This window comes from Arthrobacter sp. UNC362MFTsu5.1 (genome assembly GCF_000685965.1).
GTDB lineage: Bacteria > Actinomycetota > Actinomycetes > Actinomycetales > Micrococcaceae > Arthrobacter.
Genome location: NZ_JMLE01000031.1, coordinates 22,782 through 39,399 on the forward strand (window position 1 = coordinate 22,782; position 16,618 = coordinate 39,399).

13 protein-coding genes are annotated in these 16,618 nt (G+C 67.0%); 4 read left to right on the forward strand and 9 right to left on the reverse strand.

What is annotated here, in order from left to right:
* Nucleotides 1-250 precede the first annotated feature (250 nt).
* Nucleotides 251-616 (forward strand): nitrite reductase small subunit NirD, encoded by a 366-nt coding sequence (nirD, locus tag BS38_RS0120745; protein WP_028272505.1) that lies wholly within the window; start codon nucleotides 251-253, stop codon nucleotides 614-616.
* A 31-nt stretch (nucleotides 617-647) separates the two neighbouring features.
* Here nirD and BS38_RS0120750 read toward each other — a convergent pair whose 3' ends face one another.
* Entirely contained in the window at nucleotides 648-2,387 is a 1,740-nt protein-coding gene (locus tag BS38_RS0120750) for a phospho-sugar mutase (RefSeq protein ID WP_028272506.1), read from the reverse strand.
* A 97-nt stretch (nucleotides 2,388-2,484) separates the two neighbouring features.
* On the opposite strand from BS38_RS0120750, the gene BS38_RS0120755 reads away from it, so the two are divergent.
* Nucleotides 2,485-2,973 carry an RrF2 family transcriptional regulator gene (locus BS38_RS0120755; RefSeq protein WP_028272507.1) on the forward strand — a complete coding sequence of 163 codons (489 nt, stop codon included), beginning with the start codon at nucleotides 2,485-2,487 and terminating at the stop codon, nucleotides 2,971-2,973.
* Here BS38_RS0120755 and BS38_RS0120760 read toward each other — a convergent pair whose 3' ends face one another.
* The gene (locus tag BS38_RS0120760) at nucleotides 2,974-3,792 is read right to left on the reverse strand and encodes a purine-nucleoside phosphorylase (protein WP_028272508.1); all 819 of its coding nucleotides are present in this window, start codon (nucleotides 3,790-3,792) and stop codon (nucleotides 2,974-2,976) included.
* Nucleotides 3,793-3,887: 95 nt separating this feature from the next.
* Here BS38_RS0120760 and BS38_RS0120765 point away from each other — a divergent pair, with 95 nt between their 5' ends.
* Entirely contained in the window at nucleotides 3,888-5,303 is a 1,416-nt protein-coding gene (locus BS38_RS0120765) for an NAD(P)H-quinone dehydrogenase (RefSeq protein WP_028272509.1), read from the forward strand.
* 38 nt (nucleotides 5,304-5,341) lie between these two features.
* Here the strand turns inward: BS38_RS0120765 and BS38_RS0120770 are convergent, their stop codons facing one another.
* The 5 genes from BS38_RS0120770 to BS38_RS0120790 form a co-directional block, all read right to left on the reverse strand.
* A complete protein-coding gene (locus tag BS38_RS0120770; protein WP_028272510.1) occupies nucleotides 5,342-5,983 on the reverse strand; it encodes a hypothetical protein in 642 nt (213 codons plus the stop codon).
* 103 nt (nucleotides 5,984-6,086) lie between these two features.
* Entirely contained in the window at nucleotides 6,087-6,356 is a 270-nt protein-coding gene (locus tag BS38_RS0120775; protein ID WP_156037203.1) for a hypothetical protein, read from the reverse strand.
* 467 nt (nucleotides 6,357-6,823) lie between these two features.
* Nucleotides 6,824-8,425, reverse strand: coding sequence for an FAD-dependent oxidoreductase (locus BS38_RS0120780; RefSeq protein WP_028272512.1), 1,602 nt, complete (start codon nucleotides 8,423-8,425; stop codon nucleotides 6,824-6,826).
* On the reverse strand, nucleotides 8,422-10,659 hold the full coding sequence (locus BS38_RS0120785) for a molybdopterin oxidoreductase family protein (RefSeq protein ID WP_028272513.1): 2,238 nt from the start codon (nucleotides 10,657-10,659) through the stop codon (nucleotides 8,422-8,424). Before BS38_RS0120785 ends, BS38_RS0120780 begins: the two co-directional genes overlap by 4 nt.
* Nucleotide 10,660: 1 nt before the next feature.
* On the reverse strand, nucleotides 10,661-12,073 hold the full coding sequence (locus tag BS38_RS0120790) for an MFS transporter (protein WP_028272514.1): 1,413 nt from the start codon (nucleotides 12,071-12,073) through the stop codon (nucleotides 10,661-10,663).
* A gap of 268 nt (nucleotides 12,074-12,341) precedes the next feature.
* Between BS38_RS0120790 and BS38_RS0120795 the strand changes: the two genes are divergently transcribed.
* Nucleotides 12,342-13,754 carry an MFS transporter gene (locus BS38_RS0120795; RefSeq protein ID WP_028272515.1) on the forward strand — a complete coding sequence of 471 codons (1,413 nt, stop codon included), beginning with the start codon at nucleotides 12,342-12,344 and terminating at the stop codon, nucleotides 13,752-13,754.
* Nucleotides 13,755-13,820: 66 nt separating this feature from the next.
* Here the strand turns inward: BS38_RS0120795 and BS38_RS0120800 are convergent, their stop codons facing one another.
* Entirely contained in the window at nucleotides 13,821-14,552 is a 732-nt protein-coding gene (locus tag BS38_RS0120800; protein WP_028272516.1) for a glutamine amidotransferase, read from the reverse strand.
* A 94-nt stretch (nucleotides 14,553-14,646) separates the two neighbouring features.
* On the reverse strand, nucleotides 14,647-16,503 hold the full coding sequence (locus BS38_RS0120805; RefSeq protein ID WP_442853356.1) for an acetyl/propionyl/methylcrotonyl-CoA carboxylase subunit alpha: 1,857 nt from the start codon (nucleotides 16,501-16,503) through the stop codon (nucleotides 14,647-14,649).
* Nucleotides 16,504-16,618 lie beyond the last annotated feature (115 nt).

Below are 16,618 nucleotides of genomic sequence, written 5' to 3' on the forward strand. Positions count from 1 at the left end.
TCAATCGAGGTGTCCATCCAGACTAGGTACGCGCAGTTTCGCTTCAGTTTCCCTTATGTTTCGTGAACTTAACTTCTGCATCACGAATGGATTTCCGGGCAGGTGAGTTGCCTTTTACGTGCCGGACACATTGACTGCACGCCGCCGAAACACCGCAGCCCTAGCTTTGAGATGTGGCCGCGTTGGCGGTCCGGGCCCGGCTGCCGTTCCAAGGAGCGCCGGGCGGCACGCGATGCGAGAGGGGTCGGAAATGACCGCAGTACTTGAACTTGAAGACCAGAGCACCGGCGTTGCGACGGGCTGGAACCGCGTCTGCGCCGTGGAGGAACTGGAACTGGCCTGGGGCGAGGCTGCATTGATCGCCGGCCGCCAGGTGGCATTGTTCCGCACGGCGCCCGCAGAGGTGTTCGCCGTGGCCCAGGAGGACCCCGCTACTGGCGCCCATGTGATGGCACGCGGCATCGTGGGCTCACGCGGAACGCGCCAGACCATTGCGTCACCGCTGCACAAGGAGGTCTATGACCTGGAGACCGGCGAGTGCTTCGGCACCGCAGAGCTCCGCCTCCCCACGTTCCGCACCCGTGTGGTGGACGGCTACGTCGAGGTTGAGCTCTAACTAGGGCCCAACCCGAGCACCAGGGCCCTGACTAGAGCCCCAGGGCTTCCCGAACGTCTCCCAGAACGCCGTCCAGGGCTGCCCGCGCCGCCTGCCGCGCCTCGGGCAGTTCCGCAGCTGAACCCACGCTGCGGACAACTTCGAGGTAGCACTTCAGTTTCGGCTCAGTGCCGCTGGGCCGGATGATCACCCGGCTGAGGTCCTTGGTGAGATAGAGCAGGCCGTCCGTCGGCGGCAGGTTTTCGCTGCCTTCGGCCAGGTCCTTGAACGTTTCGACGGCGGATCCGCCGAAGGATTCCGGCGGGCTCACCCGGAGCCGGTTCATCATGGCGTCCAGCAGGCCCAGGTCCGCGACTCGGATGCTGAGCTGGTCGCTGGCGTGCAGCCCGTGCACCAGGTACAGCTCGTCGAGGGTATCGAAAATCGTCTTGCCGTCGGCCTTGGCCGCGGCCGCAAGTTCCGCGATGAGCACTGCGGCGGAGATGCCGTCCTTGTCCCGGACCAGTTCCGGGGCCACACAGTAACCCAGCGCTTCCTCGTAGCCGTAGAGCAGGCCCGGAACGCGGGAGATCCACTTGAAGCCGGTCAGTGTCTCTTCGTGGGCGTACCCGGCCGCGGCGGCAATCTGCGCCAGCAGGCGTGAGGAAACGATCGAATTAGCGAAGACGCCGCGTGCCGCAGTTTCGCGGCCGGCGAGCCTGGCCGCAATGTGTGCCCCCAGCAGCGCGCCCACTTCGTCACCCCGAAGCATGCGCCACGCACCCGTGTCCGGATCCTTGGCGGCGACGGCTGCCCGGTCGGCGTCGGGGTCGTTGGCCAGCACGATGTCGGCGTCCACGCGGGCTGCCGTTTCCAGGGCCAGGTCAAGGGCACCGGGCTCCTCCGGGTTGGGGAAGTTCACGGTGGGGAAGTCCGGATCCGGCAGGGCCTGTTCCGACACCAGCGTGACGTCGCCGAATCCTGCCGCCTGCAGAACGGCAACGGCCGTCTCGCCGCCCACGCCGTGCATGGGGGTCAGGACGATCTTCAGGTCCCTGGCCGGGAACTGCGCGGGCAGGGCCAGGGCGGCCACCGCTGCCTCGTAGTCGGCGGTGATGGATGGGTCCAGCACAGTCCAGCCCGCCGGGGCGAGCGTGATGGAGTCCAGGGTGCCCACGCGGTCGATTTCCGCGGCGATCAGGGCGTCGTAGGGTGCCACGATCTGCGCCCCGCGCCCGCTTTCCTCCACAGCGTGCCGGCCGAGGTACACCTTGTAGCCGTTGTCCTGCGGCGGGTTGTGGCTGGCTGTCACCATCACGCCGCCATCGCAATCCAGGGCCCGGACGGCGTAGGCCAGCAGCGGCGTCGGCAGCGCCTGCGGCATCAGGAAGGTCTCGATTCCCGCAGCAGTGAACACCGCGGCGGTCTCCTCCGCGAAAATGTCGGAGTTGTAGCGCGCGTCATAGCCGACGACGGCGCGGGGCCGGGTGCCCGGCGAGGCTTCCGCGACGGCGGCGGTCAGGAACGCAGCGAAGCCTGCGGCCGCGCGCCGGACGACGACGCGGTTCATGCGGTTGGGACCGGGGCCAAGCTCAGCGCGGAGGCCTGCGGTGCCGAACTGCAGCGTTCCGCTGAAGCTGTCTTCAAGCTCCTGGCGGGCTGCAGGAACCCCATCCGAGGAAAGCTGGACGAGTTCTGTCAAAGCGGCGGCAGTTGCGGGATCCGGGTCCTGGGCGGCCCAGTCACGGGCGGCGCTCAAGAGCTGCGGAAATTCGGCATCGGAAGACGTCATAGGAACAAAGCTATCGCCTAACGACCCGGATGCGATGCCCGGCATGCGCAACCCGGAACCTTGACAGTAAATTTTCCGGACACGTAATGTCTGAAAAATGAAGATGGGGCAGGGGGTTGAGTGGTCGCTGCACTGCTGCGTCAACATGTCCTGGGCCCCCGCCGGGGAAGCCGTAAACAGTGCCAGGCTGGCGGAGCTGTATCAGTTGCCGGCGGCGTACCTGAACAAGCAGCTTCAGGCACTGGTCCGCGCCGGTATCCTGTCCTCCGTATCCGGACCCCGCGGCGGGTTCCACCTGGCGCAGCCTGCGGAAAAGATCACCGTGCTGGACGTTGTCCTTGCCATTGAAGGTCCGGAACCGGCGTTTCGCTGCGAATCCATCCTCGCGAACACGCCCGGCGCAGAGCCCGGCGAGGACTACCTGCGCAGCTGCCTCGTGTCGCAGACCATGCGGCAGGCCGAGCTTGTCTGGCGCCAGACGCTGTCCCGGCAGACCATCGCCGGCATTGCCGCCTCGGTTGAGCGGAAGTTTCCCGGCTCACGGAAGGACGTGCTCCGCCGGCTGATGCCCGCCAGGAAGCAGTAGTCAGAGCTTGGCGATGATTTCGGCGAGCAGCTTGGAGATGCGCGGGCCGGCAGCCTGCCCGGCTTCCAGCACTTCCTGGTGGCTCAGCGGCACCGGGCTGATTCCGGCGGCGAGGTTGGTCACCAGCGAGATGCCGAAGACCTCCATGCCTGCATGACGGGCGGCGATGGCTTCGAGCGCTGTGGACATGCCCACCAGGTCGGCACCGATCCGCTTGGCATACTGCACTTCCGCCGGAGTCTCGTAGTGCGGTCCGGTGAACTGCGCATAAATGCCCTCGTCGAGGGAAGGGTCCACTTCGCGGGCCAGTCCGCGGATCCGTGCAGAGTAGAGATCTGTCAGGTCAACGAAGGTTGCGCCTTCCAGCGGGGACGTGGCGGTGAGGTTTATGTGATCTTTGATGAGCACGGGTGTGCCGGGAGCCCAGTCCTCGTTGAGGCCGCCGCAGCCGTTCGTCACCACCAGGACCTTGCAGCCGGCCGCGGCGGCGGTCCGTACTCCGTGAACCACGGCGCGGACGCCCTTGCCTTCGTAGTAGTGCGTCCGGGCGCCGAGCACCAGGGCGCGCTTGCCTTCCCGGGTCAGGACGGAGCGGATGGTGCCTACATGGCCCTCCACCGCCGGCGCATGGAAGCCGGGCACTTCGTCCGCGGACAGCGTGGCTGTGGTCTCGCCGATCAGGTCCGCGGCGTCGCCCCAGCCGGAGCCGAGCACCAGCGCGACGTCGTGGCTGTCCACGCCCGTCTCCTCGGCGATGTAGTCGGCGGCCGCGCGGGCGGCGTCAAAAGGGTCCGTGTTCAGGAATTCTGTATTACTCACTGGTACAAGTTATCGTGCCCGCGGCGCCCTGCCCAGCAGTGGCGCAGGTCCCTTTTATTGGTGCGCGGCGCCGCATGGGTAGAGAATGGATCTTTGTGACTACGCATCCGGATTTCAGCTCACCTCGCATCGCAATACTCGGCGGAGGGCCCGGCGGCTATGAAGCCGCCATGGTGGCCGCCTCACTGGGGGCGCAAGTCACCATCGTTGAGCGGGCGGGCCTCGGCGGCTCGGCGGTGCTTACCGACGTCGTGCCTTCCAAAACCCTGATCGCGACGGCGGACCTGATGACCCGCGTCGGTGAGGCGGGGGAGCTGGGAGTGAAGTTCGACGTCGACGGCGGCGATTTCGCCCCGGTGATGAGGGCGGACCTGAAGCACATCAACGACCGGCTGCTCAACCTTGCGCGGAAGCAGTCCGAGGACATCCGGGCAGGGCTGGAACACCAGGGCGTGCGCATCCTCATCGGGTCCGGCCGGCTGCTGGACAGCCACACCATCGAGGTCCTCACTGCTGAAGGCACCGAGACGGTGGAAGCGGACACCATCCTGCTCGCGGTGGGCGCCCACCCGCGCGAACTTTTCACCGCCCGGCCGGACGGCGAGCGGATCCTGAACTGGGCGCAGATCTATGACATGGACGAGCTCCCCGAGGAACTCATCGTGGTGGGCTCCGGCGTTACCGGCGCGGAGTTCGCGTCCGCCTACAACGGCCTGGGCTCCAAGGTCACCCTGATTTCCAGCCGCGACCGGGTGCTGCCGGGCTCGGACACCGACGCCGCAGAGGTCCTGGAAGGCGTTTTTGAACGCCGCGGCGTAAAGGTGCTCTCCCGTTCCCGCGCGGAAACGGTCGAGCGGACGGACGACGGCGTGGTGGTCACCCTGGGTGACGGCTCCAAGGTCACCGGCAGCCACTGCCTGGTCTGCGTGGGCTCCATCCCGAACACGGCAGGCATCGGCCTCGAGGAAGCCGGCGTGGCCCTCACCGAAGCCGGACACATCAAAGTGGACGGCGTCTCCCGCACCACGGCACCGAACATCTACGCGGCAGGCGACTGCACCGGCGTCCTTGCCCTCGCCTCCGTCGCGGCCATGCAGGGACGCATCGCAGTGGCCCACTTCATGGGCGACAGCGTCACCCCGCTGAAGCTGCACCAGGTGGCCTCCAACATCTTCACCTCACCGGAGATCGCGTCGGTCGGCGTGTCCGAGGCGGAGATCGACTCCGGCAAATACCAGGGCGACGTGATCAAGCTGTCGCTGCGCAGCAACGCCCGAGCCAAGATGCGCAACCACCGCGACGGCTTCATCAAGATCTTCGCCCGCAAAGGCTCCGGAACCGTGATCGGCGGCGTGGTGGTCGGCCCGAACGCGTCCGAGCTGATCTTCGCGATTTCCATCGCGGTGACGCAGAAACTGCACGTCGACGACGTTGCCAGCACCTTTACGGTGTACCCGTCACTCAGCGGTTCCATCTCGGAAGCGGCACGCCGCCTGCACGTACACATGTAGCGTCCGGTGGTTGAGCCTGTCCCCGTGGTTGACCCTGCCTAGGCAGGTGCGGCCCGGATGGTTTCCGCGGACTCTGCGGAACGGGACATCCGGGCTGCCGCCAGGTACACCAGCCCGGTAATCAGCGGAATCACGCTGATGGCGGAGAGCGACACTATTCCAGCGAGGCTCCCCAGGGCTGAGAAGGCTATCGGGCCGAGGCCGAGGGCCACGAGCAGCCAGCCCGCAGCGTCCGTCCGTTTCAAGCCCAGGACTGCTGCCGGTAGGGCGAGCACCAGAATTGCGACGGCGCGGACGGGGCCATTGGCGTTCTCGAAGGCGCGCCACGATGCGGAATCCACGGCGAACCACATCCCTGCCACCACCAGCAACGCGGTCAGCACGGCCAGCGCCGGTGCAGCCCACCCGGGACGAAGCCAGGCAAGTACGGCCAGCGCGGCCAGCGGAACAGCCCAGGAGAGGACTATCATGAGGCCTTCGGTGCCGCCGGGATCAGTCAGGGCGTAACCGCTGATGAACAGGCCGGCGAGGACCGTAAACGCGGCCATGATCGCTGTTGCCGTCCACATCAGTGCTCTTGCCTGGGCGGATCGGTCCAGCTTCCGCAGGGAGACGATGCCCATCACGGCGGCAACCACGATGAGTGCGGCCGCGGCCAGGAAGATCGTGACGGCGAACATGGCAACCCTCCCTTGGACCCACGGACTCTAGCTTCCATGACACCCCTTGCCCCTTGTGCAGGGCAAGGGGTCCAAGGTCCCTCAAAACCTCGTGCGGGCGTCCCTACCGGATGACAGCGAGAATGATCTTGAGGGCGTCCTCAGGCATGGTGCCAGGAACGTTGCCCAAAGAAGCGTTGTACATATGGCTGCCGGTGCAGACCTGGGCTTCATAGACACCAGCCTTTTCCGTGGCGGTCCAAGCGGACCACCCCCGTTCGCGGGCGAGGGCATCGACGTGTGTCACCCCGGGAGCCAACGCACTGTACGTACAGCTGGCGGTCAGCAACGCCTGGATCTCGTCGGCCTCTGATAGTTCCGCAAAAGTCAGCACGGCAAAGGGTCTGGTTTCGTCACCGGCTGCTTCAGAATAGGCGCAGCCGCTCGAGTCCTGGGGCTCCGGGGCTTCGCTCTCGGGCTCATAGCGTGACAGCCCCGGAAAACGCGCCAAATATACCTCTCCGGCCGCGCAGAAGTCCGGCACCGGAAGGCCGGACGAGGGAAGGCCGGACGAGGGAAGCCCGGACGAGGGAAGCCCGGAGGGAGGACCCGCAAGGGGGCCGGACGTTTCCGGCGACGCGGCAACGGTGGCAGTAGCCTGCTGGACACCTGGTTCTGTACCGGACGCAGCCGGCCCCGCCACTGGGGCGGCGCACCCCGAAGCCAACAGTGTCCCTGCAGCCAGAACGCCCCACGCAGCCTGGTTCACTGCACCCCCAACCCTCGATGATGGTTCAGGCTAGCAGGCGGGGACACAGGAGCGGCAGGACCCCCGAGGGGCCCCTGCCGCTTCACGTCACGTCAGGCGGCTGTTGCCGCCTGGAAGTGTTTTTCGATGATGTCCTTGATGTCGGAGTGGCAGCCGCCGCAGCCGGTGCCCGCGCGGGTGGCTCCGGAAACCTCGGCCACGGTGGAGCACCCGTCAGTAACGGCGTCCTGGATCTTGGTTCCGCTGACGCCGGCGCACCGGCAGACGGTGCGCGCCGGGTCGGTGTTGGCAGCGGCAGCCAGCTGGTCCGGGCCGTCCAGCCGCAGCAGCAGCGACCTGTCGGCCGGGAGTTCGTCGCCGCGCTCAAACAGCGACACCAGCTCCGCAGCAGTGCGCGGCATCCCCACGGCCACGAGGCCTTCCAGGACTCCGCCGCGCGTGGTCATTTTGACGTAGCGGCCGTGTTCCGGATCCGCCCACTGCGCAATCTGCAGGCGCGGGCGGCCGTCGACGGCGCCGGCCGTGAGTACTTCCTCGTCCCACGGTTCGGCGGCGTTGTCGCCGGCCACGGCCATGTTCAGGCCGCGTGCCTTGAGAACAACGACGCCCGGCTTCTCCATCGGGAGTTCCGGCAGGGCATTGGCAACCTCCGCCGACGCGGCTTCGCTGCCGCCTTCAGCCGATGCCTCGGCTGATCCCTCGGCAAGAAGTGTCAGGTACTCGGCGAGCCACTCGGCCTGCCGCCAGCCGGGTCCCACCAGGCCGGACGGGCCGGGGGCGGTGCGACAGTCGCTGCAGGACGGATCCGGGCAGCGGACTTCGGCGCAGTCGCCGATCGCGAAAATGTGCGGCTCGTGGTGTGCCCGCAGCTTGTGGTCCACCAGGATGCCCGTGGCCGTGGACAGCCCGCAGCCTTCGGCCAGTTCCACGCGGGGCCGCACGCCGCAGGACAGCACCAGCAGGTCGCCGTCGATCGCTGAACCGTCATCGAGCAGCAGGGCGGAGAATCCGCCGTCGGGAGCGTTGTGCTCAAGGCCGGTGGAGCGCGCGTTGCCGGCCATCCGGACGCCGCAGTTGCGCAGGTTGGCGGCCAGCACCGCACCGCCGCCGCGGTCGATGTTGCGGCCGAGCGGGTGCGGCCCGTTGTGGACCACGGTCACGGTAGCGCCTTCCTCGGCGGCGGCCAGCGCCGTCTCGAGTCCGAGGACGCCGCCGCCCAGGACAACCACGCGCTTGCCGCCGGAAACGGCCGAACGAAGCACCTCGGCGTCGCGCAGGTCGCGCAGGGCGGTCACGCCGGCGGGCAGCACGGGGTGGGCCGGGTCCGGGTTGAGGCCGGTCAGGTTGGGAATAACCGGACGGGAGCCGGTGGCGAACACCAGGCGGTCATAGTGCGGCGTGGTGCCATCGGTGAGGATCACCTGCTGCCGGGCGCGGTCCACGCGGCGGACGCGGACGCCGAGCCGGACATCCACGCCGTCGGCGATCAGGGCAGCGGCGTCGGACAGCGCCAGCGCCGCGGCCGTGGTGCGCCCGACGCCGAGGTCGGCCACGAGCACGCGGTTGTATGCGGCGTCTGCTTCCTCGCCGATCACCGTCAGGCGGACGAGCCCGCTGCGAACTGCCGGCAGCAGCTCGTCGATCAGCCGTGCGGCAACCGGACCAAAGCCAACAACTACAATCTGCTCACTCATGAGGCCTCCGATGCTTGAAGAACGCTGTGCTGAAGTCCGTTTGCGGCCGCCCGGACCCATACTTTGTTGAATTTGAACTCGGGCATCCCGGAGATGGGATCCGTGGCGGCCTCCGTCAGGCGGTTGGCGCTCTCGAGCTCCGGGAAGTGGAACGGCAGGAAGACCGTCTCGGGCCGGATGGCCGTGCTGAGTTCGGCCCGGCAGAGCACCTCGCCGCGCTCGTTGGCCACGGACACGAATGCCCCGTCGGTGATGCCCATGGACGCGGCCGCGGCAGGGTGGATCTGCATCTTGGCCTCCGGCTGGGATTCCAGCAGCTCGGACACGCGGCGGGTCTGCGACCCGGACTGGTAGTGCTCCAGCAGGCGGCCGGTGATGAGCGTCATGGTTTTGGCGCCTGTGAGGTCCCGGCGGATATCGCTGGCGGGATCCGCAGCAGGAGCACGACGGCGGCGGGGCGCCACCGGGGTCATGACCGCCTTGCCGTCGGCGTGGGCGAAGCCGTCCAGGAACAGCCGAGGCGTGCCGGTGCTTCCCGCAGGGTAGGGCCAGTACGCGGCCTCGCCGCGGTCCAGCATGGCGTAGTCGATCCCGGAGTAGTCGGCGAGCCCGCCGGCCGAGGCCAGGCGAAGTTCCTCAAAGACCGTCTCGGGGTCCTCGCTGTAGGTGGACGGGGCGTCGAGCGCTTCGGCGAGCCGTGCCATGATCCAGAGTTCGCTGCGGGCGCCGGCGGGCGGCTGCAGGGCACGGCGGCGGCGCAGGACGCGTCCTTCGAGGTTGGTTAGCGTGCCTTCCTCCTCGGCCCACTGAAGGACCGGCAGGATGAGGTCGGCTTCGGCAGCTGTCTCGGAGACGAAGAAATCGCAGACCACCAGGAAGTCCAGGCTGCGCAGGCCGGCAATGACCGCGTTGGCATCGGGGGAGGCCACCGCGATGTTCGAGGCGTGCACGAAGAGGCAGCGGACGCCGTCGGGCTGTCCGAGGGACTTCAGGAGCTGGACGGCGGGGAGGCCGGGGCCGGGAATCAGCGCTTCCGGTACGCCCCACACCCCGGCCACGTGTGCACGTGCGGCGGGGTCGGTGATCTTGCGGTAACCGGGGAGCTGATCGGCCTTCTGGCCGTGCTCGCGGCCGCCCTGGCCGTTGCCCTGGCCGGTGAGGGTGCCGTAGCCGCTGCGGGCGGAACCCGGCAGGCCGAGCAGCAGGCTGAGGTTGATGGCAGCTGTGGCGGTGTCCGTGCCGTCCACGTGCTGCTCCACACCGCGGCCGGTCAGGATGTAGCTGCCGCCCTTGGTGGCACCGTGGGCCAGCCTGCGGGCCGTCTCGCGGATCAGGTCCGCGGGCACGCCGGTCAGGGACTGGACGCGCTCTGGCCAGAAGGCGTTGACGCTGCGGGAGAGGGCTTCGAAGCCGCTGGTGCGCGCCTGGATGAAGTCGGTGTCCGCCAGGCCTTCGTGGATCACCACGTGGGAGAGGCCCAGGAGGAGGGTGAGGTCGGTGCCGGGCAGGGGCTGGAGGTGCAGGCCGCCGCCGTCGGACGTGAACGCCGCCGTGGCGGAACGGCGGGGGTCCACCACAATCAGCCCGCCGGCGTCGCGTGCGCCCTGGAGGTGCTGGACGAAGGGCGGCATGGTCTCGGCAACGTTGGAGCCGAGCATCAGGATGGTGCTGGCACCGTCGAGGTCTGTCAGCGGGAACGGCAGGCCGCGGTCGACGCCGAAGGCGCGCATGCCGGCGGCGGCGGCGGAGGACATGCAGAACCGGCCGTTGTAGTCGATCCGGGACGTGCCCAGGGCGAGCCGGGCAAATTTGCCCAGCATGTAGGCCTTCTCATTGGTCAGGCCGCCGCCGCCGAACACGCCGACAGCGTCCGCGCCGTAGCGGGCACGGGTGTCCTTCACGGCTGCGGTGATGAGCTTCAGTGCGTCATCCCAGCTGACGGGGCGGTGCACGCCGTCGGAGCCCTTCAGCATGGGCTCGGTGACACGTCCGGGGTGGCTCAGAAGGGACGCTGACGTCCACCCCTTGCGGCAGAGTCCGCCGCGGTTGGTGGGGAAGTCGCGGCCGGAAACTTCGAGGACGGGTCCAGCCGGGGCGGCCACGCTCTGGGCGGATGGAGCCGGCACGGGGTCTGACCCCGGCTGGACAGCCGGGGTCAGAGCCGCTGGGGACTTCAGCGTCATGGCGCACTGCAAAGCGCAGTAGGGGCAGTGCGTGTCGGCGCTTGTGGTCATGTTAGACGTGTCCCATCGCATTTCGGTTGGCATTGCGGATGTAGCAGCCCCAGCAGACCACCAGCATCAGGACGTAAGCCCCGACGAAGCCGTAGAAAGCGGGGGTGTAGGAACCGCTGGCCGTGTTGGAGGCGTTCAGCACCTGCGGGATGACGAACCCGCCGTATGCGCCGATTGCCGAGATCAGGCCCAGGGCGGAGGAAGCCAGTCGCTGGGTCTGCACCGTGCTGGCGCCCTTGCGTGCTGCCCGGCTGTTGGTGGCAAAGATGATGGGGATCATCCGGTAGGTGGCGCCGTTTCCGAAGCCGCTGGCGGTGAAGAGCATCAGGAAGAGGACCAGGAAGAGCCAGAAGTTCTTCAGCGGCAGCGTCCAGATCATCGTGAGGGTGATGACGGCCATGGAAGCAAAGGCTGCGACGGTCATGCGGGCGCCGCCCATGCGGTCCGCCATGCGGCCGCCGTAGGGGCGGGCCAGGGAACCGACCAGCGGGCCGAGGAAGGCCAGTGAGAGAGCCACTGTGCCCACGCCGATGGAGGAGAAGGCGGGGAAGTAGTCCTTGATGAGCTTGGGGAATACACCGGCGAAGCCGATGAACGATCCGAAGGTGCCGATGTACAGCAACGCCATGATCCACAGGTGCGGTTCCTTCAGCGCGGCGATGGAGCCTGCCACGTCACCCTTGGCGCTGGTGAGGTTGTCCATGTACTTGTAGGCGCCGAACGCTGCGAGCAGGATCAGCGGGACCCACATGAGGCCTGCGACCGGAAGGTTGACGGTTCCGGCGGCCAGGAGCGTGATGGCGATCGGCACAGCAAGCTGTGCGACGGCGGCACCCATGTTGCCGCCGGCGGCGTTCAGGCCCAGGGCCCAGCCCTTTTCGCGGGCCGGGTAGAAGAACGTGATGTTGGCCATGGAGCTGGCGAAGTTGCCGCCGCCGAAGCCTGCAAGTGCTGCCACCAGGAGCATGACACCGAACGGAGTCTCCGGGTTGGAGACGCACATTGCCAGTCCAATGGAGGGGATCAGGAGCAGCAGGGCCGAGACGATGGTCCAGTTGCGGCCGCCGAACTTCGGAACCATGAACGTGTAGGGGATGCGGAGGGTGGCACCCACCAGGCTGGGCATGGAGATCAGCCAGAAGATTTCAGAGGTGGAGAATGTGAAGCCTGCCGCGGGGAGCTGGACCACCACGATGGACCAGAGCTGCCAGACGACAAAGCCGAGGAATTCGGCGAAGATGGACCAGTTCAGGTTGCGCCGGGCGATGGAGCGGCCCTGGGTTTCCCACTGCTCCTTGTTCTCGGCATCCCAGTTGGCGATCCAGCGACCGGGGCGGACTTCAAGGGCGGGGGCGTGAACGGTGCGGGTAGTGCCGGGCTGTGCGCCGGCCTCTGCCGTGCGGTCAACAGTCACGGTGTACCTCCTTCGGGGGTTTGTTGTTCTTCAAAGGTAGGGAGCCCGCGTTTCGTGAAGCGTCGCCGTTTGTTAACGTGCTGTGAAGTTTGCCTATCGGGGCATTTGTGACGGCGTGAGGCGCAATTAGTGAGACGAATCGAAAAGTCCGCATAGTGGACTGTTTGTCCAGTCGCTGGACGGCGGGAACTATTATTGAGAGATACGTATCCCTTAGCCGGGCAGTCTTTTGGGGCACCCGTCCGGTTTCTCACGAAAGCGTTACTACATGTCATCCACTGCCACCTCACCGCAGCCGGGGTCAGCCAAGCAGGTTAACTCGCGCGGGCGCGTGATCGTCGCCAGCCTCATCGGCACCACCGTTGAGTTCTACGACTTCTACGTCTACGCCACGGCCGCCGTGCTCGTATTCCCCAAGCTGTTCTTTCCCGGACAGAACGAGACCACCCAGCTGCTGAGCTCCTTCGCCGTGTTCGGCGTCGCGTTCATTGCCCGCCCGCTCGGATCGATTGTCTTCGGCCACTTCGGCGACAAGTTCGGCCGCAAGGGCACCCTGGTGGCATCGCTGCTGACCATGGGTATCGCCACGTTCCTGATCGGCTGCCTCCCCACCGCACTGGTTCCGGGCTGGGGCTTCTGGGCTCCGGCGCTGCTGGTGGTCATGCGCTTCGCCCAGGGCCTGGCCCTCGGCGGGGAGTGGAGCGGCGCAGCCCTCCTGGCCACCGAGAACGCCCCCGCCAACAAGCGCGCCATCTACGGCACGTTCCCGCAGCTGGGTGCACCCATCGGGTTCATCATTGCCAACGTGATCTTCCTGGTGGCCAGCTACACGCTGTCACCGCAGGCGTTTGAAGCCTGGGGCTGGCGCGTTCCGTTCCTGCTCAGCGCCGTCATGGTGATCATCGGACTCTACGTCCGCCTGAAGCTGATCGAGACCCCCGCCTTCACCAAGGTGCTGGAATCCAACGAGGTTGCCAAGCTCCCGCTGGCCCGCGTCTTCAAGACCAGCTGGCGCCCGCTCATCCTGGGCACGTTCATCATGCTGGCCACGTACGTGCTGTTCTACCTGATGACCACGTTCACGCTCACCTACGGAACACGCCCCGCCACGCTGGATGCCGCCAAGGCGGCCGCGGAAAAGGCAGGGAAGCCGATGAGCGAGGCCGCAGCGGCCGCGTTCGTCCCCGGCCTGGGCTTCACGCGCAACGACTTCCTCTGGATGCTGATTGCCGGCGTCGTGTTCTTCGGCATTTTCACCCTGGTCTCCGGCCCGCTGGCTGAAAAGTACGGCCGCCGCAAGATGCTCATCGGCGTCACCGCCGGGATCTTCGTCTTCGGCATGCTGTTCGTGCCGCTGTTCAGCGGCGGCTTCGTGGGCACCATGGCCCTGCTGATCCTCGGCTTCACCCTGATGGGCCTGACCTTCGGTCCCATGGGCGCGCTGCTTCCGGAACTCTTCCCCACCAACGTCCGCTACACGGGATCAGCGGTCAGCTACAACGTCTCCAGCATCCTGGGTGCTGCCGTGGCCCCGTTCATCGCGGTATGGCTTTGGGAGATGGCGAAGGGCAGCCCCGTGCTGGTGGGTGTCTACCTCAGCGCCATGGCCGTGCTGACCCTCATCGCCCTGTTCCTGAGCAAGGAAACACGGGACCTGGATTACGAGAACAACGTAGCCTGACCCGTTTCGCCCGCAACAAATGCCCGGTGCCCCTTGGGGGTACCGGGCATTTTGTCGTTTCCGGTGCTACTTCGCGTAGCGCTCCACGAAGTTGCGGAGGATCTTCATCGGTTCCGTGGCGGTGAACTGCCGGGCGTCATTCATCAGCGTTTCGGCCGATTCGGGCGGGAAGTAGCCGGCATGGCGGTAGATGTCGATCCTGGTGACCAGCCCTTCCGCATCCAGTTCGGGGTGGAACTGGGTGGCGTACAGGTTGGCCTTGATCCGGAACATGTGCACCGGGCAGGCCGCTGAACTGGCCAGCAGTACCGCGTGGGAGGGGAGGACTGTGCAGCCCTCCTTGTGGCCGGTGAAGGCCGTGAAGCTTTCCGGGAGTCCGCGCAGGAGGGGATCCTGCAGTCCTTCCGCCGTCAGTTTGATGGTGGTGCCGCCCAGCCCCTCGCCGTTCGTCCTGTCGATGACTGCTCCCTGGTGCAGGCCGAGCGTGCCGACACCATAGCAGGCCCCCAGGAACGGGAAATCGGCCGGCACAATACGGTCCAGCAGCAGGCGCAGCTCTCGCTCCACCCGGTGCTGGGCTGCACTTTTGTGCTCCGCGGGGTCGCTGGATGTAAAGGGGCTGCCGCCCACAATGACGCCGGAGTAGTCGGAGAGGTCCAGCTCCGGCAGGGGCCCGGCTTCCATCCGGATGCGCCGGAGTTGGGCGGGCTCAAGGCCGCCGTAGCGCAGGTAGGCTTCGTATTCTTCCTCGGCCGCCCTGTCCTCGGCGCGTGATGCAAGAAGGAGAAATGGCTTCACACGCTAAGTCTGCATGCAGCCGCCCCCGGGCGCCATGGGCGCGCCGGGGGCGGCTGGTAATGCTGTGGTTCGAGCTTAAGGTGAGCCGGCGGGATCAGTCTTCGATCGTGGCGATCACGGCGCCGGCGGACACCGTCTCGCCGGCGATGGCGGCCAGGCCGGTGATGGTGCCGCCCCGGTGCGCCGTGAGCGGCTGCTCCATCTTCATCGCTTCGAGCACGACGACGAGATCACCTTCGGCAACAACGTCGCCTTCGGCGACGGCCACCTTGACGATCGTCCCCTGCATGGGAGAGGTCAAGGCGTTGCCGCCGGCGGCTGCAGCCGGCCCGCCGGAGCGGGAGCGCTTCTTGGCCTTGGCCGGCTTGGCAGGGCCGCCGCCGCCGCTGCTGAACGAACCGAGCGAAGCAGGCAGCACCACCTCAAGGCGCTTGCCGCCCACCTCGACGACGACGCGCTGGCGATCGCCGGCGTCGGGCGCTTCACCCTCGGCACCGTTCGGCGTCCACGCCGGAATGTCGTTGACGAAAGCCGTCTCAATCCAGCGGGTGTGGACCTTGAACGGTCCTTCCGCAGGGGCAAAATCGGGGTTGGTGACCACAGCGAGGTCAAACGGAATGACGGTGGGAATGCCCTCCACCACCATCTCCTCCAGGGCCCGGCGGGAGCGCTGCAGTGCCTGCTCGCGGGTGGCGCCCGTGACGATCAGCTTGGAGAGCATCGAGTCGAAGTTGCCGCTGATGACATCGCCCTGCTCCACGCCGGAGTCAATCCTGATGCCGGGTCCCGTGGGGTTTTTCAGCGTGGTGATGGTGCCGGGGGCGGGCATGAAGTTGCGGCCCGGGTCTTCGCCGGTGATGCGGAATTCAATGGAGTGTCCCCGCACCTCCGGATCGTCGTAGCCCAGCTTTTCGCCGCGGGCCAGCCGGAACTGTTCGCGGACAAGGTCGATTCCGGTGACTTCCTCGGAAACGCAGTGCTCCACCTGGAGACGGGTATTGACCTCCAGGAAGGAGATGGTGCCGTCCTGGCCCACCAGGAATTCGCAGGTTCCGGCACCGAGGTAGCCGGCTTCCTTGAGGATGGCCTTGGAGGACTCGTACAGGCGGCGGTTCTGCTCTTCGGTGAGGAAGGGTGCCGGGGCTTCTTCCACAAGCTTCTGGTTGCGCCGCTGCAGGGAGCAGTCGCGGGTGGAAACCACCACGACGTTGCCGTAGGCGTCCGCCAGGCACTGGGTTTCGACGTGGCGCGGGGCGTCCAGGAAGCGCTCGATGAAGCACTCTCCGCGGCCGAAAGCAGCGACGGCCTCGCGGACGGCGGATTCAAAAAGTTCGGGGATCTCTTCGCGGGTGCGGGCCACCTTGATGCCGCGCCCGCCGCCGCCGAAGGCAGCCTTGATGGCCACGGGCAGTCCGAACTTGTCCACGAACTCGAGGATTTCCTCGGCGGATTCCACGGGGTCGGCCGTGCCGGGGACCTGCGGGGCGCCGACCTTTTCGGCGATGTGCCGGGCCTGGACCTTGTCGCCGAGGGCGGAGATCGCCTCCGGGGACGGGCCGATCCAGGTGATGCCGGCGCCGATGACCATGGCCGCGAACTGGGCATTTTCGGCCAGGAAACCGTAGCCGGGGTGGATGGCGTCAGCGCCGCACTCGTGGGCGACCTCGATGAGCTTTTCCATCACCAGGTACGACTCTGCGGCAGTGTTGCCGCCCAGCGCGTAGGCTTCGTCCGCCAGGCGCACGTGCAGGGCGTCACGGTCCGGGTCGGCGTAGACGGCCACCGATGAGATGCCTTCGTCGCGGGCGGCGCGGATGATGCGCACTGCGATTTCACCGCGGTTGGCGATCAGGACTTTGCTCAGCCGCTTGGAGCTCGTCAGGGCGGCACCTGCGTGGCTGGGGGCGGTGGACTGCTCTGGACTTGCGGACTGCTCCGTATTTGCTGACAAGGCGTCTCCTTCTTTCCTTCAGGGAGCCTAGCGCGATTTTGAGGGTTCCGCCGATATTACTTGCGGATTCCGCGTGTAAAGCTCCGGTCCTTTGTAGGGAAGCTACAAAGAGTTG